Source organism: Capnocytophaga sp. CM59 (assembly GCF_000293175.1).
Lineage (GTDB): Bacteria > Bacteroidota > Bacteroidia > Flavobacteriales > Flavobacteriaceae > Capnocytophaga > Capnocytophaga granulosa.
Window position 1 is genome coordinate 137077 of sequence record NZ_ALNN01000015.1, and the last position, 24985, is coordinate 162061.

The 24985-nt window shown below is 39.2% G+C and carries 24 protein-coding genes and 1 tRNA gene; 16 read left to right on the top strand and 9 right to left on the bottom strand.

The window, feature by feature from the left end; translation table 11 throughout:
- The 7 genes from HMPREF1154_RS04975 to HMPREF1154_RS05005 form a co-directional block, all read right to left on the bottom strand.
- Window positions 1-780 (bottom strand): C40 family peptidase, encoded by a 780-nt coding sequence (locus tag HMPREF1154_RS04975; RefSeq protein ID WP_016419452.1) that lies wholly within the window; start codon window positions 778-780, stop codon window positions 1-3.
- Between the two features lie 140 nt (window positions 781-920).
- Complete coding sequence (locus HMPREF1154_RS04980) at window positions 921-2525, bottom strand: 2-oxo acid dehydrogenase subunit E2 (RefSeq protein WP_009641492.1); 1605 nt, start codon at window positions 2523-2525, stop codon at window positions 921-923.
- Between the two features lie 6 nt (window positions 2526-2531).
- A complete protein-coding gene (gene pdhA / locus HMPREF1154_RS04985) occupies window positions 2532-3530 on the bottom strand; it encodes a pyruvate dehydrogenase (acetyl-transferring) E1 component subunit alpha (protein ID WP_009641390.1) in 999 nt (332 codons plus the stop codon).
- 113 nt (window positions 3531-3643) lie between these two features.
- The gene (locus HMPREF1154_RS04990; RefSeq protein ID WP_232211972.1) at window positions 3644-4063 is read right to left on the bottom strand and encodes a hypothetical protein; all 420 of its coding nucleotides are present in this window, start codon (window positions 4061-4063) and stop codon (window positions 3644-3646) included.
- Window positions 4032-4799 carry a tellurite resistance TerB family protein gene (locus HMPREF1154_RS04995; RefSeq protein WP_034566943.1) on the bottom strand — a complete coding sequence of 256 codons (768 nt, stop codon included), beginning with the start codon at window positions 4797-4799 and terminating at the stop codon, window positions 4032-4034. Before HMPREF1154_RS04995 ends, HMPREF1154_RS04990 begins: the two co-directional genes overlap by 32 nt.
- A gap of 94 nt (window positions 4800-4893) precedes the next feature.
- The gene (metF, locus tag HMPREF1154_RS05000) at window positions 4894-5850 is read right to left on the bottom strand and encodes a methylenetetrahydrofolate reductase [NAD(P)H] (protein WP_009641476.1); all 957 of its coding nucleotides are present in this window, start codon (window positions 5848-5850) and stop codon (window positions 4894-4896) included.
- A 20-nt stretch (window positions 5851-5870) separates the two neighbouring features.
- Window positions 5871-7334 (bottom strand): sugar-binding protein, encoded by a 1464-nt coding sequence (locus HMPREF1154_RS05005; RefSeq protein WP_232211973.1) that lies wholly within the window; start codon window positions 7332-7334, stop codon window positions 5871-5873.
- Window positions 7335-7632: 298 nt separating this feature from the next.
- Between HMPREF1154_RS05005 and HMPREF1154_RS05010 the strand changes: the two genes are divergently transcribed.
- The 3 genes from HMPREF1154_RS05010 (at window position 7633) to HMPREF1154_RS05020 (ending at window position 10397) form a co-directional block, all read left to right on the top strand.
- Window positions 7633-8409: a DUF3108 domain-containing protein gene (locus tag HMPREF1154_RS05010; RefSeq protein ID WP_009641375.1), complete on the top strand. Its 777-nt coding sequence runs from the start codon at window positions 7633-7635 to the stop codon at window positions 8407-8409.
- Window positions 8410-8411: 2 nt separating this feature from the next.
- Entirely contained in the window at window positions 8412-9059 is a 648-nt protein-coding gene (gene pdxH / locus HMPREF1154_RS05015) for a pyridoxamine 5'-phosphate oxidase (protein WP_009641395.1), read from the top strand.
- 132 nt (window positions 9060-9191) lie between these two features.
- Window positions 9192-10397, top strand: a complete 1206-nt coding sequence (locus HMPREF1154_RS05020) for an HU domain-containing protein (RefSeq protein ID WP_009641519.1) — start codon at window positions 9192-9194, stop codon at window positions 10395-10397.
- Between the two features lie 52 nt (window positions 10398-10449).
- On the opposite strand, the gene dnaA is transcribed toward HMPREF1154_RS05020, so the two are convergent.
- A complete protein-coding gene (dnaA, locus tag HMPREF1154_RS05025) occupies window positions 10450-11886 on the bottom strand; it encodes a chromosomal replication initiator protein DnaA (protein ID WP_009641524.1) in 1437 nt (478 codons plus the stop codon).
- 155 nt (window positions 11887-12041) lie between these two features.
- Here dnaA and HMPREF1154_RS05030 point away from each other — a divergent pair, with 155 nt between their 5' ends.
- The 3 genes from HMPREF1154_RS05030 (at window position 12042) to rsmI (ending at window position 13909) form a co-directional block, all read left to right on the top strand.
- Entirely contained in the window at window positions 12042-12443 is a 402-nt protein-coding gene (locus tag HMPREF1154_RS05030; protein ID WP_009641514.1) for an acyl-CoA thioesterase, read from the top strand.
- Window positions 12444-12626: 183 nt separating this feature from the next.
- Window positions 12627-13232, top strand: a complete 606-nt coding sequence (locus HMPREF1154_RS05035; protein WP_009641501.1) for a hypothetical protein — start codon at window positions 12627-12629, stop codon at window positions 13230-13232.
- On the top strand, window positions 13232-13909 hold the full coding sequence (gene rsmI, locus HMPREF1154_RS05040; RefSeq protein WP_034566945.1) for a 16S rRNA (cytidine(1402)-2'-O)-methyltransferase: 678 nt from the start codon (window positions 13232-13234) through the stop codon (window positions 13907-13909). Before HMPREF1154_RS05035 ends, rsmI begins: the two co-directional genes overlap by 1 nt.
- Before the next feature lie 58 nt (window positions 13910-13967).
- Here rsmI and fbp read toward each other — a convergent pair whose 3' ends face one another.
- The gene (fbp, locus tag HMPREF1154_RS05045) at window positions 13968-14981 is read right to left on the bottom strand and encodes a class 1 fructose-bisphosphatase (RefSeq protein ID WP_009641452.1); all 1014 of its coding nucleotides are present in this window, start codon (window positions 14979-14981) and stop codon (window positions 13968-13970) included.
- Between the two features lie 143 nt (window positions 14982-15124).
- Between fbp and HMPREF1154_RS05050 the strand changes: the two genes are divergently transcribed.
- The 10 genes from HMPREF1154_RS05050 to HMPREF1154_RS05095 all read left to right on the top strand — a co-directional run bounded on the left by HMPREF1154_RS05050 (window position 15125) and on the right by HMPREF1154_RS05095 (window position 24957).
- Complete coding sequence (locus tag HMPREF1154_RS05050; RefSeq protein WP_009641485.1) at window positions 15125-15895, top strand: TatD family hydrolase; 771 nt, start codon at window positions 15125-15127, stop codon at window positions 15893-15895.
- A 59-nt stretch (window positions 15896-15954) separates the two neighbouring features.
- Complete coding sequence (locus HMPREF1154_RS05055) at window positions 15955-17082, top strand: 1-acyl-sn-glycerol-3-phosphate acyltransferase (protein WP_009641409.1); 1128 nt, start codon at window positions 15955-15957, stop codon at window positions 17080-17082.
- Complete coding sequence (locus HMPREF1154_RS05060; protein ID WP_009641338.1) at window positions 17079-18107, top strand: asparaginase; 1029 nt, start codon at window positions 17079-17081, stop codon at window positions 18105-18107. The genes HMPREF1154_RS05055 and HMPREF1154_RS05060 overlap by 4 nt, the downstream gene beginning before the upstream one ends.
- Window positions 18108-18178: 71 nt before the next feature.
- A tRNA-Ser gene (locus HMPREF1154_RS05065) sits at window positions 18179-18266 on the top strand.
- Window positions 18267-18308: 42 nt separating this feature from the next.
- The gene (locus tag HMPREF1154_RS05070; protein ID WP_009641404.1) at window positions 18309-19022 is read left to right on the top strand and encodes a MotA/TolQ/ExbB proton channel family protein; all 714 of its coding nucleotides are present in this window, start codon (window positions 18309-18311) and stop codon (window positions 19020-19022) included.
- Between the two features lie 25 nt (window positions 19023-19047).
- Complete coding sequence (locus HMPREF1154_RS05075; protein WP_009641467.1) at window positions 19048-19446, top strand: membrane protein; 399 nt, start codon at window positions 19048-19050, stop codon at window positions 19444-19446.
- Between the two features lie 3 nt (window positions 19447-19449).
- Entirely contained in the window at window positions 19450-20076 is a 627-nt protein-coding gene (locus HMPREF1154_RS05080) for an ExbD/TolR family protein (protein WP_009641358.1), read from the top strand.
- 9 nt (window positions 20077-20085) lie between these two features.
- A complete protein-coding gene (locus HMPREF1154_RS05085) occupies window positions 20086-20568 on the top strand; it encodes an ExbD/TolR family protein (RefSeq protein ID WP_009641427.1) in 483 nt (160 codons plus the stop codon).
- Window positions 20569-20689: 121 nt separating this feature from the next.
- On the top strand, window positions 20690-21913 hold the full coding sequence (locus tag HMPREF1154_RS05090; protein WP_009641366.1) for a metallophosphoesterase family protein: 1224 nt from the start codon (window positions 20690-20692) through the stop codon (window positions 21911-21913).
- Window positions 21913-24957: an AAA family ATPase gene (locus HMPREF1154_RS05095; RefSeq protein ID WP_009641437.1), complete on the top strand. Its 3045-nt coding sequence runs from the start codon at window positions 21913-21915 to the stop codon at window positions 24955-24957. Before HMPREF1154_RS05090 ends, HMPREF1154_RS05095 begins: the two co-directional genes overlap by 1 nt.
- Window positions 24958-24985: the final 28 nt, after the last annotated feature.

Consider the following 24985-nt stretch of genomic DNA (forward strand, 5'->3'; position numbering starts at 1 on the left):
TTACCTTATTTTTTTCTCATCATCATCCAAAATTCGCTTGATAGCATAGAGATTATGTGTGATTTCTTGAATATCTTCGTCAAAAATTCCCTCTGGGGTAATACGATCTACACGTACCTTCCCATAAGCATGAATGATATAGCCCGATTGGATCAGAAGTCCCACATGAATGATACGCCCCATGTTATCATTAAAGAAAAGCAAGTCCCCTACTTCGGCATCTTCCAAAGTAGCCACATCACCACTTTCAATAATTTCATACTGGGAAACCACCTCTCGAGGAAGAGTGATTCCCATAAGCTTATAGACCATTTGTACCAATGCTGGACTATCAATTCCAAAAGGAGATTTCCCGCCCCATGAATAAGGCGTATTGAGGTATCTCAGCGCTATCTCTACTACATTCTTACGCAACACCTTTCTCTGCACTTCTCCAGAGAAGAGATGTCCCATAAAGGGGGCATTGCTCACGGTAGCCCCTATACAAATGGGTAAGAGATCATATTCTTTATCACTAATCTGCACATAATCCACCATATCTGAAGCATAACGAGGGAGCACTTTCTTGGTTTCCTGGTAAGTAGCTTCGCTTATGGGAGATAATTGTTTGGCATCTATCCAACCTTCATAGTTATCAAAATCAGTACGTACATAACACCAGCCGTCTTCTTCTTTCATTATAAAGCACAATTCTCCGTATAATAACTGAGAAATCTGTTCGCTCTTATGAGAGGCTTCATCTCGCATCGGTACTATACTCAAATGACATATAGCATACATAATTTATTCCTTATAAAGAGTACAATATTACGATATTTTTTCGTATTAAACAAATTTATTGCATAGTAAAAGAAAAGAGGCATGTGGGATTATGCCTCTTTCTCAATAAATATATATAATTGCGTTACATACGGTTCATACTATGCCAACATAGTAACAGGGTTTTCTATGTAAGCCTTCAAGGTTTGCAAGAATTGTGCACCTGTAGCCCCATCTATAGTACGGTGATCGCAAGCAAGGCAAAGCTTCATAGTGTGTCCCACTACAATCTGTCCATCCTTTACAACAGGTTTCTCTACGATAGCCCCTACAGAAAGAATAGCAGAGTTAGGTTGGTTAATGATAGAAGTAAATTGTTCTACTCCGAACATACCCAAATTAGAAACTGTAAAGGTGCTTCCGTCCATTTCAGCAGGTGTTAGCTTCTTGTTACGTGCTTTTCCAGCCAAATCTTTCACTAATACACCTATCTGAGAGAGACTCAAGTTGTCAGCGAACTTAAGTACAGGTACTACCAATCCGTCCTCAATAGCCACAGCTACTCCTATATGTACATGCTTGTTATACACAGTAACATCTCCTTTCCAAGAAGTATTCACTTGTGGATGTTTTCTAAGAGCCATAGCACAAGCCTTCACTACCATATCGTTGAAAGACACCTTAGTATCTGGCAAGTTATTGATTTGGCTACGTGAGGCCATCGCATTTTCCATATCTACCTCAATGGTAAGGTAATAGTGAGGTGCTGTAAACTTAGATTCAGAAAGGCGCTTAGCGATTGTCTTACGCATTTGTGAGTTCTTCACTTCTTCAGTAACTTCTTCTCCTACAGGAACATAAGCTACAGGAGCAGCAGCTTTCTCAGTAGAGGCAGCGGCAGCAGGCTTAGCTGATGGAGTGAATCCTTCTACATCTTTGCGTACGATACGGCCATTTTCTCCACTTCCTTTTACTTCAGATAGGTTGATACCCTTATCCTGAGCTATTTTCTTAGCCAAAGGAGAAGCAAATACACGTCCGTCGGTAGTGGTTGCAGCTGGAGCAGCAGGGGCAGCAGCCGCAGGAGCTTCTGCCTTAGCAGGAGCAGCAGCGGTTGCAGGGGCACTACCACCTTTAGCAGCGGCAAGTACAGCATTTACATCGGTACCTGCAGGGCCTATAATAGCCAATAATGAGTCAATTGGAGCTGATTCCCCTTCTTTGATACCTATATACAATAAAGTACCAGCATAGAATGATTCAAACTCCATTGTGGCTTTATCTGTTTCTATTTCGGCTAAGATATCTCCTTCTTTTACTGTATCACCTACTTTCTTAAGCCAAGAGGCTACAGTCCCCTCGGTCATAGTATCACTTAGGCGTGGCATGGTAACGATCTGTACGCCTTCAGGCATAGCAGCAGCGGGTGCACTTGTAGCAGCAGCGGCAGGTGTCTCAGCAGCAGCTGGAGCAGCAGCGGCAGGCGCAGCAGCTGCACCACCACCTATAAGTGCTGAAATATCTTCACCTTTCTCACCAATGATAGCCAAAAGGGTATCCACGGGAGCGGTTTCTCCTTCTTTTAGACCAATGTATAATAAGGTACCTGAATAGAAAGATTCAAATTCCATAGTCGCCTTGTCGGTTTCTATCTCAGCGAGAATATCACCTTCCTTTACAGTGTCTCCTACTTTTTTGAGCCATTTTGCTACGACTCCTTCTTCCATGGTGTCGCTTAATCGCGGCATATTTACTATTTCTGCCATTTTGTTTTATAATTTATGAGGTAAAAAAGGATAATTTTCTTGTTCGTATACTACATCATACATTACATTCTTTTCAGGGAATGGAGATTCATTAGCGAATTTTTCGCACTCTGCTACCAAGTTCTTTACGCGTTCGTCTATGGCTTCTATTTCAGCATCAGTAGCATATTTCTTTTCTTTGATTACGTCAAGAACTTGAGTGATAGGGTCTATCTTCTTATATTCTTCCACTTCCTCTTTAGTACGATAATGTTGAGCATCAGACATAGAGTGTCCTCTGTAACGATAGGTACGAATATCCAAGAAAGTTGGGCCTTCTCCACGACGAGCGCGTTCTACAGCTTCGTATACCTTTTCAGCTACTGAAACAGGGTTCATACCATCTACAGGTTCACAAGGCATTTCATAACCTAAACCTAATTTCCAAATATCAGGATGGTTAGCGGTTCTCTCCACAGAAGTACCCATAGCATAGTGGTTATTCTCACAGATGAATATCACTGGAAGTTTCCAGTTCATAGCCATGTTAAAAGTCTCATGAAGGGTTCCCTGACGCGTAGCTCCATCTCCCATAAAAGTAAGGACAACTCCCCCTGTCTCATTGTACTTCTCAGCAAAAGCCAAGCCAGCACCTAGGGCGATTTGTCCTCCTACAATTCCATGACCTCCGAAGAAGTTATGTTCTTTTGAGAAAATGTGCATGGAACCTCCCAATCCATGTGAAGTTCCTGTTCCTTTTCCAAAAAGCTCTGCCATAATTCTACGTGGATCTACCCCTAAAGCGATAGGATGCACGTGATTACGATAGGCAGTAATCATTTTGTCTTTCTTAGGGTCAATTACGTGCATACAACCTGCCACAATTGCCTCTTGTCCATTGTACAAATGTAAAAATCCTCTTACTTTTTGTTGGATATAAGCAGAAGCCAATTTGTCTTCAAACTTTCTCCAAAAGAGCATTTCTTCGTACCATTGTAAATACGTTTTTTTATCTATTTTTTTCATTATCAAGAATGAATTTAGTATGCTTATTTATACTTTTCTAGAGTGCAAATTTACGAATTTTAAATCACTTTGCAAAGGTATAAAAACTTTTTTTATTATAGAAATTTTTTTTTTTACTTTTCTTCTCGTCTAAGTAGCAAAATAGCAAAATATACTTCCCAGAAAAGTGCTACAAAGAAAGCAAACATAAAAGAGAGGATCTCCCACTCCCCTACCTTGGGCTGGGAAAGCAGTGGAGGAAGCAGGAATGCTAAGCAAGCCAGCATCTGCAAAAAGGTGAGCACTATAAAGCGATAGCCTATATACATATTCCCTCCTATAGGGAGTAATAGCAAGCCACATACCCCTATAGCACACAAAGAATGGAAGATATAGAATGATTCCAAGGAGAAAAACAATAACCTATTGTAATATACCTCTACTACATAGAGGTGTAACAATAGGAAAACACCCATACAAAACAGTATCCTAAGGATTTGCTTAAGATAAAATAAAGAGGGTTTAGAACCCTCTTTGTTTTTGAATGCTTTCATAAGCCTCTTGTATACGTTTGAATTTCTCTTCAGCTCCTTTACGGATCGCCACATCATTGGTGTCAATACGGTCTGGGTGATATTTCTTAACCATATCGCGATAAGCCTTTTTAATTTCAGCTTCAGAAGCATCTTTACTTACCCCAAGGATGGTGTAATCATCGTCTTTTTCTTGGCGGAACATCGCCTTGACACTCTCAAAATCGGACTGATCTATATTAAGATTTTTATTAATACGCTCTATCAAAGCAAGTTCTGCCTCCTTGATACGGCCATCAAGGCTAGCAATATCAAACAAGAAGTGTATAATAGAAAGACGTGCCTCATAGTTGGTGCGAGCACGCATATATAAGCAGATACGAGTGATCGGCACCTCATTCTGTTTGATTTGGTTGAAAGTACGAAATATATCGTTTGCCTTGTCCTTTCCGTAGAGAGAGACAAACTTATAACGTACATAGTCCAACTCCTTTTGAGTAGGTCCTGTACCATCTGCCTTGATCACTAAGGCACAGAGTGCAAGCAAGTTCAACTCAAAGTCCGAAGGATTGTATCCTCCTTCTATAGCACCTGCTTGTCTTAGATTTACTTGATTGCTTCTGCTTCTCTTAAATAAAGTTAGGCGGAGTAATAATCCCAAACATAGAACAGCTATACCGACCCATATGTTTCTGGTAATCAGGCCGATAACTATCGCCACAATATACTCTAGGTATTTTTCTACAATTCTTGGCATATTCTTTCTTTTTTGAGGGCAAAGATAAAGATTTTATTTTTTATAAACAAATGATATTCTAAATTTTTTTTAATTTTAATTCAATCTCTTCTGTTTAAAAAACTTGCGAAATGATTTGAATAATATTCTCGGATTTCCCCATGGAATAGTAATGGAGCGAAGGTACGCCTGCCTTCTTCAGCTCTATACTTTGGGCAATCGCCCACTCTATCCCGACCTGCTTAACGGCCTCATTGTTCTTACACTTTTCTATTTCCTTAACCAACTCCTCTGGAAAGTCTAAGAAAAAAGCCTGAGGGAGTATATTGAGATGCTTTTTGACACTAACTGGTTTAATCCCTGGAATAATAGGTACATGGATTCCCATTTCGCGTGCCTTAGCTACAAACTCAAAATACTTTTTGTTGTCAAAGAACATCTGAGTAACTACATAGTCGGCTCCATTATCCACTTTTTCTTTGAGTTTTTCCAAATCAAATGTTTTGGAAGGGGCTTCTATATGCTTTTCAGGATAGCCAGCCACTCCTATACAGAAATCCATACCTATATTGGTTTCCAAAGTATCATGTAGATAGACTCCTTTGCGCAAATTATCGATTTGTTTTACAAGGTCAAGGGCATATACATTCCCATTTTTGGTAGGACGAAAATACCTCTCCTCCTTCATAGCATCGCCCCTGAGTGCCATGATGTTGTCTATTCCCAAATAGAAACAATCCACTAGCAGATCTTCTGTTTCTTCCTTGGTAAAACCTCCACAGAGTACATGAGGTACTGTATCTATATTATACTTATGTTGTATAGCCGAGCAGATACCCACTGTACCAGGGCGCATACGAATGAGTTTTTTCTCCAACAATCCATTGGGATGTTCTTTGTAGAGATACTCTTCACGGGAAGTTGTTACATCAATAAAAGGAGGCTTAAACTCCAAGAGAGGCTCTATATTCTTGTACAGTTCCTCTATATTATTTCCCTTCTTAGGCGGGACTATTTCAAAGGAAAATAATGTTTTCCCTTTAGCTTTTGCTATATGATCCGTTACTTTCATCTTGTTTTTTATCTTTTTCTCTAATAATACTCTATCACCCGTTCTGTTATCTCTACAGGGTTTCTATTTATATATTGTGTTCGTTCTACCCAGTTTCCTTTTTCGTCGAAGGTATAGACGAATGTATATTTTTCATCTAAAATACCCTTGCGATATATTTGTTCTTCTGTTACGTTACCATTTTTGGCTCTGCTATAAAGTATATCCCAGTTTTCTTTACCTTTTTTATGATTCTCCTCTACCAAATTATGATTTTTATCATACTTGTAAAAGATTTCTGTGTCTTGTAAGTAATATTCTATCAGATCTCCGTCGTCATTATAAACCACTTTTAATTCAAATTGTGTTTTATTTTGATACAGATGACCTCCTGTAATAACTCCTTTGTCATCATAAGTTGTTAAGAGATAATCTCCATCATTAAAATACATCTTTCCTTCGGTTCTGTTACCCTTCTCATCATATTTATAGGTAAATTTCTTTTCATAGGAATAAATATTATCTTTGTTATAATACACAATTTTAGTAAGATATCCCTTTTGAGTAAATACAGATAAGGTATTTTGTTTATTGTCCTTCTGCTTACGATTTTTAGCATCGTAAGTCTTTACTCTCAGCGTCTTGATGTTTCCTTTAAGCTCTTGGGCTGTCCAATCATTCTTCACACCTATGTTATCTGCATTCGTATTACTCTCTGGGGCTGTATCCATCTCCGAGATTGGTTCCCTTAGCTCTTTGGGGCCTTCTCCATAGGTTATTTCCCTATCGGTTAGATAAATTGCCTTACCATTAAGGTATTCTATACGCTCTGTCCAGTTATTTTTATCATCAAGGGTATATACATAGGTATGATTGGCAATAGTCTTACCATTTTTGTCATATTTTTTCCGCTCTACCATATTTCCCTTATCATCATAGACAAAAGAATACTTATATTTCAGTTGGCCTTCAGCATCATAGATATTAGTTTCTATACATAGGTCTTGGTCATTGTAAGCATTTATTTGTTTTTGTTCCAATTCTCCCTTTTTATTATAGGTTTCTTCCTCAAGGAGTAATTGTTTGTCATTGTAAGAGCGTATTTCTTTTTGAAGAAACACCCCTTGGCCACTATAACTATTAATTTCTACTTCATTACTCTCAGAATCCTGAGTATAGATATACCTTGTTTTAAGTGCGCCGCCTTCCTTAAACTCATTGACCAAAGCGCGATTCCCTTTGGTATCATATCTATATTCATAGTGACGCATAGCCTTGTCGGTAGGAGAGAAAAAGGTCTTTTCTACTTGGTTTCCCTTGTTGTTAAATACCGTAAGGGTATTCTCTCGCTCGGAGGTTCTGGCTTTCTTTTCCACTTGGTTAAATTTCTCAATTACCGAATAAGAAGTCATACGCACTTGCTTTATCTCTCCGTGCAAGTTCTGTTGTTTCAGATCATTATAAATATCTCTCCCTCCACAACTTACAAGAGAGAATGCTATCATAAAAAATAAGATTTTGTTCATATCGGTTAAATTTTCTGCAAAAATACATCTTTTTTCACTATTTGCCAATTTTGTAGAAAAAAATTACTTATCCAAAAAATGGCATTCTTTTTGTACTCGAAGATTATAAATAGACTTTTTGAAAATTTTTACAGATAAAAATAGAATGATAAATCATTGTAAATCAGATTATTAAAGTATTCTATAAAGAGAATACATATAATTTTGCGTTTTATTGGGTATCATCATTAAAAAAATACACTATATTTGTTGCGCTTTTAGAACTAAATAAATTTATATGATAAAAAAATTTTTGCTCCTTGCCTCTTTTTTAGTATTTTCCCCTTGTTTTTCACAGAATGACAGTGCTTTTCAAGATGGGGAATATCTAAAGTTTCGTGTGCGTTATGGCGTTTTCAATGCAAGCTATGCCTCTCTCCTATTGAAAAATAAGGTATATGAGGGTAAAACAGTCTATCACGCTTTAGGGAAAGGAGAGACCACAGGATTAGCCAAATTATTTTTCAAGGTTGATGACACTTATGAAAGCTATTTTGACAAAAATACAGGGAAACCCTACTTTTTTAATCGTGATATATATGAGGGAGGCTATACCAAGAAACTGAATTTCTTTTTCAATTTTGACACTAACAACCTACGTATCAAGAATTTGGAGAATAATGAAGAGAAAAATATGCCTATACAACCTGATATAAAAGATGTTATCTCTACTCTATACTACCTGCGTAATAATCCTAAGATGAACTCCCTGAATAAGAATGATGAAGTGAGCATGGATATGATTTTCGATGATGATGAAGTATACCGATTTCGACTCAAGTTCTTAGGACGAGAAAAAGTAAATACACCACTAGGAGATATTAATACACTCATTTTCAGACCCTTAGTTCAAGATGGGCGTGTATTTAAAGAACAAGAAAGTCTCACGCTATGGATTAGTGATGACCAAAATAAGATTCCCGTCAAGATAAAGGCTAGCCTTAGGGTAGGGTCTTTGGTAGGTGAAATTATTAGCTTTAATGGACTAAAGCACCCAACTACATTAAAAAAATAACTATGGAAAAAGATTTAAGTGATTTAAGGCTTGTCTATTCCTTAGGAGCACTCTTGGAAAAAGACCTCAGAGAGAATCCTATGGAACAATTTCAACAATGGTTTCTACAAGCACAACAATCAGGTACGGTACAAGAGCCTAATGCTATGTCTGTAGCCACCATTGGACTAGACGGCTTCCCAAAAACTCGAGTGGTACTACTTAAGAAATTTACCGATGAGGGCTTTATCTTCTATACCAATTATAATAGTGAGAAAGGAAAAGCCATAGAAGTCCACCCAAATATCTGTCTATCCTTCTTTTGGCCTGCATTGGAACGACAAATCATCATCAAAGGAACCGCTGAGAAGCTCGCGGCCAATCTCTCCGATGGTTATTTCCAATCACGTCCTCGTGGTAGCCAGTTGGGTTCTATAGTATCTGAGCAGAGCCAAGTGGTACCCTCAAGGGAGTACCTACAGGAACAACTCTCTGCGCTAGAGCAAGAAATGGAAGGCAAGCCCCTACAGCGGCCTGCTCATTGGGGAGGTTTTCTCGTACGCCCTGTCTCTTTAGAGTTTTGGCAAGGACGCCCTAACCGACTCCATGACCGTATCCGGTATACACTACAAGAAGATTATGATTGGAAAATAGAGCGCCTGAGTCCTTAAAAAATACTAATTAAACCCAAATTTGGTAGAAAAACATTTTTTTTATTAACAAGTACTCTTTTTTTCTTTTATGTATAATGAAAAATGTGTACTTTTGTGCCGAAAAAATCTATGACTTTATAATATTGACATATGAAAAATTTAGATACTTATATAGAGGATTTGTTATTCAAGCACCAGTGTGTGATCATTCCTGAGTTTGGAGCTTTCGTTTCCAACAGGAAAGCAGCAGAATTGGCCGCTGACAAATCTTTTTCCCCTCCACAAAAAGAATTGACGTTCAATGCTCGCCTTACCTATAATGATGGATTGCTTGCCAAGCATATTTCTGAAGTGGAGCGCTCCTCATATGAGGAGGCTCAAGGATATATCAAGTCCGTAGTTACCACTTGGAAACAAGATCTTAGTCTAGGAAAGGAAATAAGACTTGCCAATATAGGAAAATTCACTAAAGGAACTGATAACAATGTGATTTTCACTTCTTTGTCAAAAGAAAACTACCTTACTGATTCTTTTGGCATGTCCAATGTGGCTGCTAAAGAAATCAACAAGAATGAGACAGGGGTAGAGATCGCCAATCCTATATATGGTAATGACCAGAATAACAAGCCTGGGTTGGTTGAAAACCCCAGTGTGACCCCTGAAGAAGCGGCAGCTGGCAAACCTAAACCCAAAATGCCACTTCCTATAAAATATGCGGCAGTGGCTATTGTAGGCCTTTCAGCTATTGGGTTTGCTATCTATTCCTTCCTCAATAACCAAGAAAATCCTACTGTAGTGGAAGTACAAGCTGATCCTGCCAAGGTAGAGGAACTTGTCAATGAAGAAGTAGCTAAAGCTACCTATGTCCCTGATGTACAGCTAACAGCTACTGCTATACAAGTTACCAAAGACCCTGCTTTGGTAAAAAAACGCAACGAAGAGAAGAAACGAGCTGAAAAAGAAGCTGCTCTTGCAGCTAAAGAGGCTGAAAAACAAGCCGCTCTCGCTGCTAAAGAAGCTGAAAAGGCTGCCAAAGAAGCTGAAAAACAAAATACAGCAAGCACTTCAAACAATACAAGCAGTGGCAGTAGCACGACTAGAGATACAGGTACAAAGGCCTCTAGCGGAAACTTTTTCTTGATTGCAGGAGCTTTCAGTTCCGAAGCCAATGCTCGCAATCGCATCAAGCAACTTAAAAGAGATGGATATAGTAGTGCCACTATGGTAGGACAAAACGAAAAAGGTTATTACTTAGTTGCCTACAAAAGTTTCAGTTCTCGCTCACAAGCTGAAAGTTATATGCCTGAGATAAAGGGCAAAGGATTAAGTACTTGGGTATATCCTCCCGCTAAATAATCCTAACTCAATAAAATAAAAAAGCTATCCTTGATTTGGATAGCTTTTTTATTTATCGGTTATTTATCTTTGTCGTCAGATCAGTGAAGAACTTTCTAAACTGCTTATCGGTCTCATTAAGATTATCTACCGTCTTACAGGCGTGAAGTACTGTGGCATGATCACGCTTCCCTATGAGTTTTCCTATGTTGGCCAAAGAGAGTTTAGTATATTTTTTAGCAAAGAACATAGCCAGTTGGCGTGCCTGCACTACATGTCTCTTTCTAGTCTTGGATTGCAATTCCTCTACTGTGAGCTGGAAGTATTCTGAAACAATCTCTTGGATATACTCCACAGTTACTTCCTTCTTGATATTCTTTACAATCTTATCTACTGCTTTCTTAGCCAAATCAAGGGTAATTTCCTTCTTGTTGAAGAGCGCTTCTGCTACCAAGGAGGTATTGACCCCTTCCAATTCTCGGATATTGGTCTTTACATTCTGGGCTATATAATCCACTATCTCATCGGTCATTTCCACTCCATCGCGGTAGAGAATTGCCTTGAGGATACGTCTGCGCATCTGGTAGTCAGGGGCTTGTAGTTCTGCTGATAGTCCCCACTTAAAGCGAGAGAGTAGGCGCTGTTCCACATCCTGTATATCCACAGGTGCCTTATCAGAAGTCAAGATCAGCTGCTTTCCATTCTGATGTAAGTGGTTAAATATTTGGAAGAAAACATCCTGAGTTCCTTGTTTGGAAGCAAAGAACTGTACGTTATCTATGATAAGAACATCTATCTGTTGGTAAAAATGAATAAAGTCGGTACGGTTGTTATTTTTTGCAGCTACTGCATATTGTTTGGTAAAATCCTCAGCCTCAATATATAAAATTTTCTTTTTAGGATGCTTCTCTTGGATCTCATTGCCAATGGCATGAGCCAAGTGGGTTTTCCCAAGCCCTACTCCTCCGAATATAAACAGCGGATTGAAGGAAGTACCTCCAGGTCTTTCAGTAATGGCCTTACCAGCTGAGCGTGCCAAGCGGTTACTTTCTCCCTCAATAAAGGTATCAAAGTTCTTATTTGGATTCAACTGAGAATCCACTTTTACTTCCTCTATCTCTACCAGCCCTGGTACTATATAAGGGTTATATGCTTGTTGAGGTTTTTGTTTGTACCCCAATACCTCCATACTAGTTGCCTTACGGTTGGAGCTTGGGAGTTGCTCTGTTGCCTGCTCAGTCTTATTAGGATTGTTCTCCATCTTAATATTATAGATGAGCTTAGGGCGAGAGCCTAACTCCTTAGTTAAGGCACTCCAAATTAGGTTGATATAATGATCCTCCAGCCATTCCATGAAGAACATGCTAGGCACCATAATCACCAAGGTATTATCATCGGTCAGCTCCACAGGCTCTATGGGCTTAAACCAAACATCAAATACATCCTTGGATATGTTATCCTTTATAAAGGACAAACAATTTTCCCAAATATTCCGTACATCGGTATTCATTAGTTATAAGAAATTTTATATATTTGCGTTTTAAAAATGAGGGGTAAAATCATTGGGCAAAAATGCAACTTTTTTTTTGAATAAAAAAATTTTTTTGCCCTTTTCCGAAAATTATTATTATCTGATTAATAATCAACTATTTAAAATAAGAAAACATGAACAATTCATTTACTTTTCAAGTACGCACCCGCTATGGGGAAACAGACCAAATGGGGGTTATATATTATGGTATATATCCACAATATTTAGAAATTGCCCGTGTAGAGTGGCTCCGCAGCTTAGGCATCTCCTACAGGGAACTGGAAGAGAAAGGTATCATGCTACCTGTTGCCTCCCTACATATTGACTACAAGAAACCTGCCCTCTATGACGAACTCCTCTCCATTACCCTCACCCTAAAAGAACCTCCTACCTCCAAGATTACTTTCGAGTATGAAATCTTCAATGAGCAACAACAACTCCTTTCCAAGGCTCATACTACCCTTGTCTTTGTAGATAAAAACACCTTCAAACCTATAAAATGTCCATCTTTTATCTTGGATAAAATTAATTTTTAGAGTAAAATTCGTATCTTTGTCCCTCGTTTCACATCAGGAGTGTTCTATCGCCGCTCTACCAAAGCACAAGAATTTGGTTCTCTTTTCTTTAGAGAGAAAAAGCCTTCTAGAAAGCTCCTGCTATAACGATAGGACAAAGATACAAAAAATATTTGAACGCTTCACAAGAAAAAACATTATTTTATGAAAGAAGAAATTCAGATGGATATGGTAAAAATCGCTCAAAAAATACTTACCAATCCTGCTTTCTTGGATAATTCTGAACTCTTAGTCAAAGAATTACAAAAACTCTACGAAAGAGCTTTGGTTTTTAATTTCTTAGAGAAGAATCACCCTGAAGCCCTTAAGAAAAACACCTATACACCTCCCTCCACTCCCCCTCCCTCTGCTATAAAAGAGGAAAAGATAGCCCCCAAGCAAGCCCAAGTGAATACACCTACCAATACATGGGATGAAATTCGCTCTCAAGCTCCTGAAAAAGAGATTATCTTTGAAGAGAAAACCTCCTCTCCTAAAGCACAGAGTGAAACCCCTAAAACTCTCAATGACCGTATAGCTTCCCAGCAATTACAGATAGGGCTGAATGACCGTATTGCCTTTGTTACCCATCTTTTCAACGGAGATATAGAGGCCTATAACAGGGCTATAGCCATGATTAATAACCTACATACCCCTGACGAATGCTGGGCTTTTATCCTTCAGAAAGTGAAGCCTTCTTTCAATAATTGGCAAGGAAAGGAAGAATACGAGGATCGGTTCTTTTATATTGTTTCTAAACGTTTTGGATAATGGGAAAACTTTACTTAATTCCTACCCCTATTGGTAACTTGCAGGATATCACCCTTAGAGCCTTGCAAGTACTTGAGCAGGTTGATCTCATCTTGGCAGAAGATACTCGTACCAGTGGCAAGCTTCTCCAGCACTTTCATATCAGTACTCCCATGCTTGCACACCATAAATTCAACGAACACCAAGCCCTTGAGGGAATCCTTAGAAAGCTCAAGGACGGCCAGCAGCTCGCCCTTATCAGTGATGCAGGTACCCCTGCCATTGCCGATCCAGGATTTTTGCTCTCCAGAGCTTGTATTGCCGAAGGTATCCCTGTGGAAACGCTCCCTGGGGCTACAGCCTTTGTCCCCGCCTTGGTCAATAGTGGATTGCCCAATGATCGTTTCGTTTTCGAAGGCTTTCTTCCTGATAAAAAAGGACGACAAACCCGACTGAAAAACCTTGTGGAAGAGACCCGAACAATGATTTTCTATGTCTCTCCTCACAAGCTCATAAAGACCCTTGAGGAGTTTACCCAATTCTTCGGGGCTGAGCGTAAGGCGAGTATCAGCAGGGAACTTACCAAAATACATGAGCAGACGCTCAGGGGCACCTTGGCGGAACTTTTAGCCCATTTTCAAAGCCAAAACCCCAAAGGTGAGTTTGTTCTAATTCTCTCAGGAAAGGACACAAAATAAGGGGTAAGACCTACAGCCTTACCCCCTTTTTAGCAAATGTGTTTCTATTATGCGTTCATTATTTAGCCTTGCGCATGAACTCCTCTATAGTATCTACCATGGAACTGCTACCACAGAAGAAAGGTGTACGCTGGTGTAGCTCGGTAGGCTCTAATTCCAAGATACGCTGGAAGCCGTTGGAGGCCTTTCCTCCTGCTTGTTCTGTAAGGAATGCCATAGGATTGCACTCATAGAGCAAGCGTAGCTTTCCATTAGGAGACTGAGAGGTAGAAGGATACATATAGATACCTCCTTTGATCATATTTCTATGGAAATCCGATACCAAAGAACCTATGTAGCGAGAGGTATAAGGACGATCATCCTTTTCTTCTTGACAGAACTTAATATAATCCTTCACACCCTGAGGGAATTTTATATAGTTCCCCTCGTTGATAGAATATATTTTTCCTTTTTCAGGGAATTTCATATCGGGGTGAGAGAGGTAGTAACTACCCAAAGATGGGTCTAGAGTAAAGCCATTTACCCCCTTACCTGTGGTATAGACAAGCATGGTAGAAGAACCATATACGATATACCCTGCGGCAACTTGGTTCACTCCTTTTTGTAAGAAATCCTCCAACTGCACTGGGGTACCTTCTGGGGTGATGCGTCGGTAGATAGAGAAAATAGTACCTACGGAGACATTCACATCAATATTGGACGAGCCATCGAGTGGATCTATTAGCACCACATACTTGCTTAACTCAGAGTTTTCTCCGCTTTTGATTTCAATAAAAGTATCGTTTTCCTCTGAAGCAATACCACAAACTACCTCGCGCTGAGAAAGAGACTTGATGAAGGTCTCATTGGCAATAACATCCAATTTCTGTTGTTCTTCCCCTTGTACATTTTGGTTACCTACAGCACCCAATACATTGGCAATACCTGCTTTGTTAATGGCTCGATTGACCATTTTGGAAGCAATTTGCAAACAACTAATAAGTCGTGATAATTCCCCTGTGGAGTACTTAAAATCACGCTGTTTCTCAATGATAAACTCCCCTAAGGTGGGCAGACTTTTTTCTTCTTTCATGTTAATATCTCTTTATTTTAGTACTGCGAATTTACAATTTTTTTTCCATACAACCATGTCATTTATTTAGATTATAACAAATTTAACACTCCTGTTCTTTCAAAATAACTACCTTTGCAACCCTTTAAAAATGGTTTTTATAGATGATTATCGACACACATACCCATCTGTATGTAGAGCAGTTTGATACAGATTATAAGGAGGTTATACAGCGAGCAATGGACGCCGGAGTAGAAAAATTCTTCCTCCCTGCCATAGATTCCTCTTATACCGAACGTATGTTTCGCTTGCAAAAAGCATACCCTAAGCAGATGTATCTTATGAACGGTTTACACCCCTGTAGTGTGAAAGCGGATTGGGATAAAGAACTCGCCCATGTAATCGCTCTGATGCATGCTCACCCTAATACTTTTTATGCTATTGGTGAAATCGGTATAGACCTCTACTGGGACCGTACCTTTTTAGAAGCTCAAAAAGAAGCCTTTCGCCAACAGATTCGCATAGCCAAGAGCTATAAGCTCCCTATTGTGATCCATTGCCGAGAAGCCTTTGAGGAAGTTTTCGAGGTGCTTGAAGGGGAAAAAGATGAGCAATTATTTGGCATATTTCATTGTTTTTCAGGTAATCAACAGCAGGCCGAACAGGCTATTTCCTATGGACTGAAATTGGGTATAGGAGGTGTTGTAACCTTTAAGAATGGGAAAATAGACACCTTTCTTAGTTCTATTGCTTTGGAACACATTGTATTAGAGACCGATGCCCCCTACTTGGCTCCCGTACCTTTCCGTGGCAAACGCAATGAAAGTAGCTACCTTACCTATATCATAAAGAAACTTTCTGAGCTATACAAAGTATCTGAAAATGAGATTATTAATCAAACGACAGCTAATGCCATTGAAATTTTCAAGCCTTGATCGTTTCTTTTCTGATAAATTTTGCGTAACTTTGCACTGTTATATTCAACCGCTACATTTTGACAGATTTTTCTCAAATACGCCCTTTTCATGATAGTGAGGTATCCGAAATATTGAACTATATCAAGGATAACCCGACCATATATCAGCTACTGCAATTTGGCTTTCCCAAGCTCAATGAACAGGAGCAGATAAAGTTATTGCTTTCGTGCAAAAAAATAAGAGATTTTCAGTCAAGGATCATGTATCCTATCATCAAGAGTGCCATTAGTAAGAGCGTTACACAGCTCTCTGACGATGGTTTTGAGTACCTCAACCCTTCTCAGTCCTACTTATTTATTTCCAATCATAGAGATATCATACTGGATACCTCCTTTCTCAATGTATTGCTACATGAAAAAGGATTTAAGATGACTGCCTCGGCCATGGGGAGCAATTTGGTAAATACTCCTTTCCTTTTGGCCTTTGCTAAGCTCAATCGTAACTTTATCATACACAGAGGTTTATCCCCAAGGGAGACACTACAGAAATCCCAATTGGTATCTCAGTTTATCGCTCGCTGTGTGATTGAGAAAAACCGCTCCGTGTGGATTGCCCAACGAGAAGGACGCACCAAGGACGGAAACGATCGTACCCAGCAGGGGGTAATCAAGATGCTTTCCATGAATTGTCCCAAGCAGATGCCTCTGATGACCTATTTCAAACAACTGCACATAGTACCCATGGCCATCTCATACGAGTTCGACCCCACTGATATCTTAAAGATTCCCGCTCTTTTGGCACAACATTATGGAGTGGAATATATTAAAAAAGAAAACGAGGACTATAATAATATAGTACAAGGCTTAGTAGGACAGAAAGGTTGCGTACATATCTCGGTAGGAAAGCCTTTATATGAGGATCTAGACCTTATTGCAGAGCAAGAGAAACACACCAACCGACAGATACAAGCCCTTGTGGAGCTGATGGACGCTAGAATCCATTCTCAGTATAAGCTATTTGCCAGCAACTACATAGCCTATGATTTACTTAACGACATAGAAAGATTTTCCGATAAATATACCGAGAAAGAACTTAGACAATTTGAGAGACGATTAGAGAATAGAAGTAATTCGGAAGGTAACATTTCTCGCAAAAAATTCTTAGAAATGTATGCCAACCCTGTCATTAATAAATTAAAATTATGACTCACAGAACAAAAATTCTCCTCATCTACACAGGAGGTACCATCGGGATGGTAAAGGATTATGAAACAGGTGTGTTACGCCCTTTCCGTTTTGAGAAAATCAAAGAGCGCTTACCTGAACTCTCTCAGCTAGACAGTGATATAAACCACGTCTCTTTTGATCCTCCTATTGATTCGTCGGACATGAACATTGCTCACTGGGAAAGAATCGCCCAAAGTATCAAAGAGAATTACAATGATTACGATGGCTTTGTCGTCCTTCATGGCAGTGATACTATGGGATATTCGGCCTCTGCACTGAGCTTTATGCTAGAGAACTTAGCCAAACCTGTGATCTTTACAGGTTCACAGCTTCCTATAGGTGACCTCAGAACCGATGCCAGAGAGAACCTCATCACCTCTATTCGCTTAGCCAGCCTCAAGGAAAACAACAAACCTATCATAGAGGAAGTATGCCTATATTTTGAATACAAGCTCTATAGGGGCAATAGAACAACCAAGATAGATGCAGAGAATTTTCAGGCCTTTGACTCGCCTAACTATCATATATTAGCCGAAAGTGGCGTACACCTAAAGGTACATCACGAATACCTATACCAAAGAAAATCTCAAGAGGCCTTGCAAGTCTTTACCCAATTTGATCCTCATGTAGCTTTCTTGAAGATTTTCCCCAACATCACCCAACCTATATTAGAAGGTATCCTTAGTATCCCTTCGCTTAAGGGGGTAGTTATGGAGACTTTCGGTTCAGGAAATGCCCCTACCGAAGATTGGTTCTTAGCTACCATAGAACAGGCCATCAAAAGAGGTGTTACTGTAGTTAATATTACCCAATGTATGCGTGGATTTGTGCTTCCTAACAAGTATGAAGCGGGTTCTCACTTTGAAAACATAGGGGTTATCAACGGAAAAGACCTCACTAGTGAAGCTGCTATTACCAAACTGATGTATCTATTAGGAAAGAACCTTGATAGCAAAACACTGAAAATCAAGTACGAAACAGAGATACAAGGAGAAATATCATAAAATTTTATTAAGAAATATTGAGCTATCATTTTTTTGTTGTAATTTAGCGGCTTGTAAAATGATACTTATTTAGAGAGGTGTCCGAGTGGTCGAAGGAGCACGCCTGGAAAGTGTGTATACGCCAAAAGCGTATCGAGGGTTCGAATCCCTTCCTCTCTGCTTTATTTTATTAATTTAATATCCACCTAAAAAATTGAAAAAATGAAAAAAATGTATTCAAAATTAGCCTTAGCCGCGTTGCTTTTCATAAATGTTAGCTCTGTTTTCGCACAAGAAGCTACTCAGAGAAGTGTGAATCAAAGTTTCAAGGAATACTTCATCAAGGGAGGTCCTGCCTACATGGCACCTATCCTTTTGTGTCTTATCATTGGACTTGCCGTTGCCATTGAGCGTATCATTTATTTGACTATGTCCACTACCAATACCAAAAAACTATTGGAAAATGTAGAGGATGCTCTTAAGAATGGTGGAACAGAAGCTGCCAAGGAAGTATGTAGAAACACCGCAGGGCCTGTGGCTTCTATTTTCTACCAAGGTCTTGATCGTGTAGATGAAGGTATCGATATCGTAGAAAAATCTGTAGTTTCTTATGGAGGTGTCCAGATGGGGCTTTTGGAAAAGAACGTATCTTGGATTTCCCTATTTATCTCGATTGCTCCGATGCTTGGGTTCATGGGAACGGTAATTGGTATGATTCAGGCCTTTGAAAAGATCAGCTTGGCTGGTGGTTTGGATGCATCTTTGATCGCTGGAGATATCCAAGTAGCATTGCTTACTACCGTATTCGGGCTTATCGTTGCGATGATTCTTCAAGTATTCTATAACTATATCGTAGCTAAAGTAGACAGCATTGTAAATGATATGGAAGATGCTTCTATCTCACTTGTTGACCTATTAGTAGCTTACAAAAAATAATTACTAACCCTTAAAATCTCTATCCATGCACAAAATATCAAGATTAATAGCGCTTATTTTGGGCGTTATAGGACTTGTTCTTTGCGGTTGGCTTATGGTTAGTTCCGATGAGACCAAGAACAGCATTGACAATTTCCCTATGATAGGTATGTTCGGCGTAGCTTATTTGCTATTGGTTATTGGATTAGTAGTTGTTATTTTCTCTGCTTCCAAGAACATATTATCCTCACCCAAATCAATTAAAAAGACCTTACTCTATGCAGGAGCTTTCTTAGGAGTGATCATAGTATCCTATCCCCTTTCCTATGCATTGTTTGGTTCAGACAGTAACTTCCAGTGGATAAGTGCTGGTATTATGGCAACCTATCTGCTTATACTCATCTCGTTAGTGTCTGTAGTTTTCTCAGTTATCAAAAGAACTTAAAAAATGGCAAGACGTTCAGTACCCGAAGTAAATGCCGGCTCCATGGCAGATATAGCATTTCTTTTGCTTATATTCTTCCTTGTAACGACCGACATCACATCCAATGCGGGAATAGCTGCAAAATTACCGCCTAAAGTTCCCAAACAAGAACAACAAGAACCTCCTATTAACGAACGCAACTTGTTCGTCGTATTAGTTAATAAAAATAATCAGCTTTTAGTAGAAGACCAAATATTGGACATCAAAAATCTTAGACAAAAAGCGGTTGAGTTCTTAGACAATGGAGGCGGAAAAGCCGAAGAGGCTTGTAGCTATTGCCAAGGCAAGCATGACCCAGCTTCATCAGACAATCCTAATAAAGCGGTTATCTCCTTACAAAATGACCGAGAAACCAATTACGAAACTTATATTGCTGTGCAAAATGAACTAGTAGCAGCCTACAATGAGTTACGTGAGAGAGAACGTAAAAGATTGTTCCCCAATGAAGTTACTTACGCAGAGATGGATGCAGAGTTTAACGCTGCAAAAACTCCTGAAAAGAGAAAAAATGAACTAAGACCAAAACTAGAAAAATTGCAAGAACTATTTCCTAGAAAATTGGTGGAAGCAAGTGTAAAAAAAGATAAATAATTTAGAATTATGGCAAAGTTCAACAAGAAAAAAAGTGATGAGGTACCTCCTATCTCAACCGCCTCTCTGCCTGATATTATCTTCATGCTTTTGTTCTTTTTTATGACAGTTACCCAAACTAAAGATGGGGAAATAAAAGTAGCCAATGATATTCCATCGGCAGATCAAGTACAAAAATTAGATAAAAAAGACCCTGTGATCTATGTGTATGCAGGAGAACCTTTACAAAGATATCAAGATAAGTTTGGTAAAAATGCAAAACTTCAGATTAATGATGTGTTTGTAGATGTAGATCAGGTAGGTACACCTATCCTTAAATACAAAGAAGGACTACAAGAGCGATACAAAGATGTATTTATCACCTCCTTAAAGATTGATAAGCATACTAAAATGGGGATCATCGGAGACTTGAAAGAACAGTTGAGAGAGATCAATGCTTTAAAGATTAATTACATAACAAAAGAAGGGAAACCTGCTGTGTTAGGTGATTAATCAAACTTTAGAAAATTGTAGTTTTTATAGTTTATATTATTTTTATAAGAATCCGTGAAATATTTATTTTACGGATTTTTTTATAGATACTTCTTTGTAAATTCTTATACCCAATTTGACTATGAAAATACTTCATACTGCCGACTGGCACTTAGGAAAAAAATTAGACCGCTTCTCCCGTATAGAAGAGCAGCGTGCTGTAATGGGAGAGATTGTACAAATAGCCGATGCCCAAAAGGTAGATGTGGTTATCATCGCAGGAGACCTTTTTGACAACTTCACCCCCAATACCGACGCCATAGAACTATTCTACAAGACCGTTAAGCAACTCTCCCTCGGTGGGCGCAGGCCTGTGGTAGCTATTTCTGGCAATCACGATGCTCCAAAGCTCATCGATGCCCCTGATCCTTTAGCTCGCGAATGTGGTATTTTTCTTATAGGTCAGCCTTTTGCTTTGGTAACCCCTATAGAAACACAAGATTTCAAAATTACCCATTCCTCAGCGGGCTTTATAGAGCTACAACTTGCCTCCTTCCCCTACCCCTTGCGAATTATCCATACTGCTTATGCCAACGAGCCTCGGCTAAGAGAAGAATTGGAAGGAGACAAACAACTGGCTATCAACCAATTCCTATCCGACAAATGGCAAGCTCTTGCACAGGAGTATTGTGATTCCAAGGGGGTAAATATACTCACCGCTCATCTATTTATGAATCCTAAGAATGGTGAACTCTTGGAAGAACCTGAAGGAGAGCGCCCTATCCGTATTGGAAATGCAGACATGATCTACACCAATGCTATTCCTCCCCAAATGCAATATACGGCCTTAGGACACTTACACGGATTCAAGAATATTGGCAGTGAAGAAAAGCCTATTGTATATGCTTCCTCTCCCCTATGCTACAGTTTTAGCGAAGCTGGAGAGCAGAAATATGTGGCTATCATAGAGGCCGAGCCGAATAAGGCCGTACACCTTAGCAAAATACCTCTTACCCAAGGCAAACCCTTAGTAAGGAAGCAATTTGCCTCTATAGAAGCAGCAACCTCTTGGTTAAAAGAAAATCCCAATACTTGGGTGGAGCTAACCCTTGAACTCAAGGAATACCTCAGAGCCGAGGATAGAAAGCGACTATACAACACCCATGAAGGCATCGTCTTTCTAATCCCTAAGTTACTGCTGGATACAGAACATAACCCCTCTGCTGAGTTATCTCTGCAAGATATTAATTTTGAGAATATTACTCCTTTATTTGAAAGCTATTTCAAATACAAGAATGGCGGCATAGCCCCCAATCAGGAAATTCTAAATTTGTTCAACGAAGCCATCAATACCCCTATAGACTAATGTTACCCATATCCCTCACCATTGAAGGAATCTATTCCTATCAGCAAAGACAACATATTGATTTTTCTCACCTTACCAGTGCTGGCTTATTTGGCATCTTTGGTGCGGTAGGTGCTGGAAAATCCTCTATCTTGGAGGCTATCACCTATGCCTTATATGGAGAAACCGAACGCCTAAACAAGGCCGACAAAAGAGGGTACAATATGATGAACCTCAAATCCAACCATATCTATATAGAATTTGAGTTTCTCAATTTTGAGAACCGACAGCTACGAGTGGTCAGGGAGTTCAAGCGCAACTCCAAAAAATTCGAAGATGTAAGAACCCCTACTGTACAGTTTTATGAGAAAGAAGGTAACCAATGGCGCCCCTTGGAGCAAGCCAATCCTCAAGAACTGATAGGGTTGAGCTACCACAACTTCAAGCGTACCATCATCATTCCGCAAGGGCAGTTCAAGGAGTTTTTAGAACTCGGTGCCAAGGATCGCAACGAGATGATGAAGGAAATCTTCAACCTACAGAAGTTTGACCTTTCCGATAATATTGCCAAACTTAAAAAGGAGAATAGCGAAAAACTCAGTTTCAAAGAGGGCGAACTCAAGGGTTATGAGGAAATCCATGAAGAGGCCATACAGATACAAAAGGACAAACTCAAGGAAGAAAAAGATAAACAAAAGTCCCTAGAAACAGAATTCGAGCAGCTAAAGACAAGCTATGAGCACCTCAAAAGTCTGAAATCAGACTTTGAACTTTTAGAGCGTAAGAGAAAAGAGTTTTCTCTACTCCATTCTCAAAAGTATTCTTTTGACGAATTAGAGGAAAAAGTCAATGCGTATGAGAAAATAGAAAAAGTATTCAAAAATTTATTAGATAATAAAGTACGCCTGACAAAAGAACTACAATCTTACATTTATAAAAGAGATACGGAGACCGAAAAACTTAAAGAAGTACAAGACAAATTAGCTTTCATCTCTGAGAATATAAATTCTCTGCAAACGATCTATGAAAAACTCCCTGAGACAAAACAAATAGAAGCCGATTTACAACAAATATTGTCCATATTGCCACTGCAAGAAAAGCTGGCAGAGGAAAAAAGAAGAACTGTAAAAGGTTCTGAAAAAATAGCTGAAGTAGAGAAGGAGCTCAGAGACAAAAAAGAGTTCAATAGCACTATTGAAAATGAAATAGAAATTCTCAAAAAACAACGTATAGACAGCCAATTGCTCTTAGAGATCGGTAATTGGTATGAGAAAAACCAATCATTTTCTGAAAACCAAAACAAACAACAGCAAAAAATTCAGGAAACAACCACACAATTACAAAATATCATAGACGAACTCAGCCATTTTGTACTCTTTAAAGAGGGTTTTGTTCCCAACTACAAAGAAAAAATAACCATTGAAAAGGAATCTATAGAGAAAAAGAAAGACACGCTTCAACAAAAGTGTAACCAACTTGAACTACAGCGGCAACTATCCCATTATACAAAAGAACTTCACAAGGGAAGTCCCTGTCCTCTTTGTGGCTCATTAGAACATCCAAGTGTTGCCCATTTTGAAGACGTCAGTACCGAACTTGCTTCTACTCAAAAAGAGATAAAAGCGCTTGATGCCCAACAAGAACAACTACGACAGTACCTCTTCCAAATAGAAAAGGCCGTAGATAAAAAATATTTTTTCGAAAAACAATTACAATCAGAAAAGGAAATTGCCCAACAAATAGAACAGGAACACTCAGCACACCATGACAAATTCATTTGGAGCGAATTTTCAAAAGAAGATCGTACTGCCTTTGATAAAAAGCGTAAAGAGGCCTTAGCTTTGGAACAACAAATAGAAAATAAAGAAAGCATACGCAAAAAGGGCACCAAAGAAATAGAAGACCTTCAAAACACAATAGAAAAGTACAAAAAAGGATTAGAAAATATCTATAAAGAAATCGCCACTCTTGAGGGACATATAGCCAGCCGAAAGGAAAGTCTCAAAAAGTATGCTTTTGCCGATTATCAAAGCAAAGCACACGCACTGGTTGAAAAAGAATATGAGGAAGTTGTCCGCTCCAATAAGCAAACGGAACAAGCCTATACCTCCCTTACCGAAGAACGAAACCGCCTACTACCACTGTTATCACAATATGAAGCGCAACTAAAAGGCACCTGTGAGCTACTTGAAAAATGGGAAAAGGAACTATCAGATATAGAACATACCTTAGAGAGTACCTTGTCTCAAGAGCATATAAGCCTTGAGGAGGTTAGCCAAATACTCAGCTCCCCCATAGCTATAGAGGAGAACAGGAAAAAGATACAGGATTTCAAGATTCGCTACGAGGTACTTCAAAGACAAATTCAGGACTTAGAAGCCAAATTTGCTCATGTATCCTTTGACCCTAAGGCCTTTGCCGAGATTGAAAGGCAATACACGCTCAAGCAGCAGGAAGTAAAGGCGCTTCACGAGCAATGTATAAGAATCACCAGCGAACTGGAACGTATTACCCAGGCTTTGGTTACCAAAAAGGAACTGCTCAAGTCGGTAGCTGCCCTTAGCACTCGCCAAGAACATATCAAACTCTTGGAAAATATCTTCCGAGGACAGGGATTTGTACAGTACATCTCCTCCATCTACCTCCAACAGCTCTGCCAACATGCCAATGAGCGTTTCCAAAGAATGACACGAGGACAATTGAGCCTGCAAATCGGTGAAAACAATGAGTTCGAGATCATAGACTACCTCAATGAAGGAAAGAGCAGAAGTGTAAAAACACTCTCAGGAGGACAGGCCTTTCAGGTATCTTTAAGTTTGGCCTTAGCTTTGGCCGAAAGTGTGCAAAGTGAGGCAAGTGCCGATAAGAATTTCTTCTTTATTGACGAAGGTTTCGGCACCCAAGATACGGAATCAGTGAATATTGTATTTGAGACCATGGCTAACCTGCTCAAGGATAATCGTATCGTGGGAATTATCTCCCATGTAGAAGAACTCAAGGAACGTATTCCTATGTCCCTGACCATTACCAACGATCCTGAAAAGGGGAGCCTTATTAGTTGTTAGTTTTTAGTTATTAGTCACTTTTTAATAA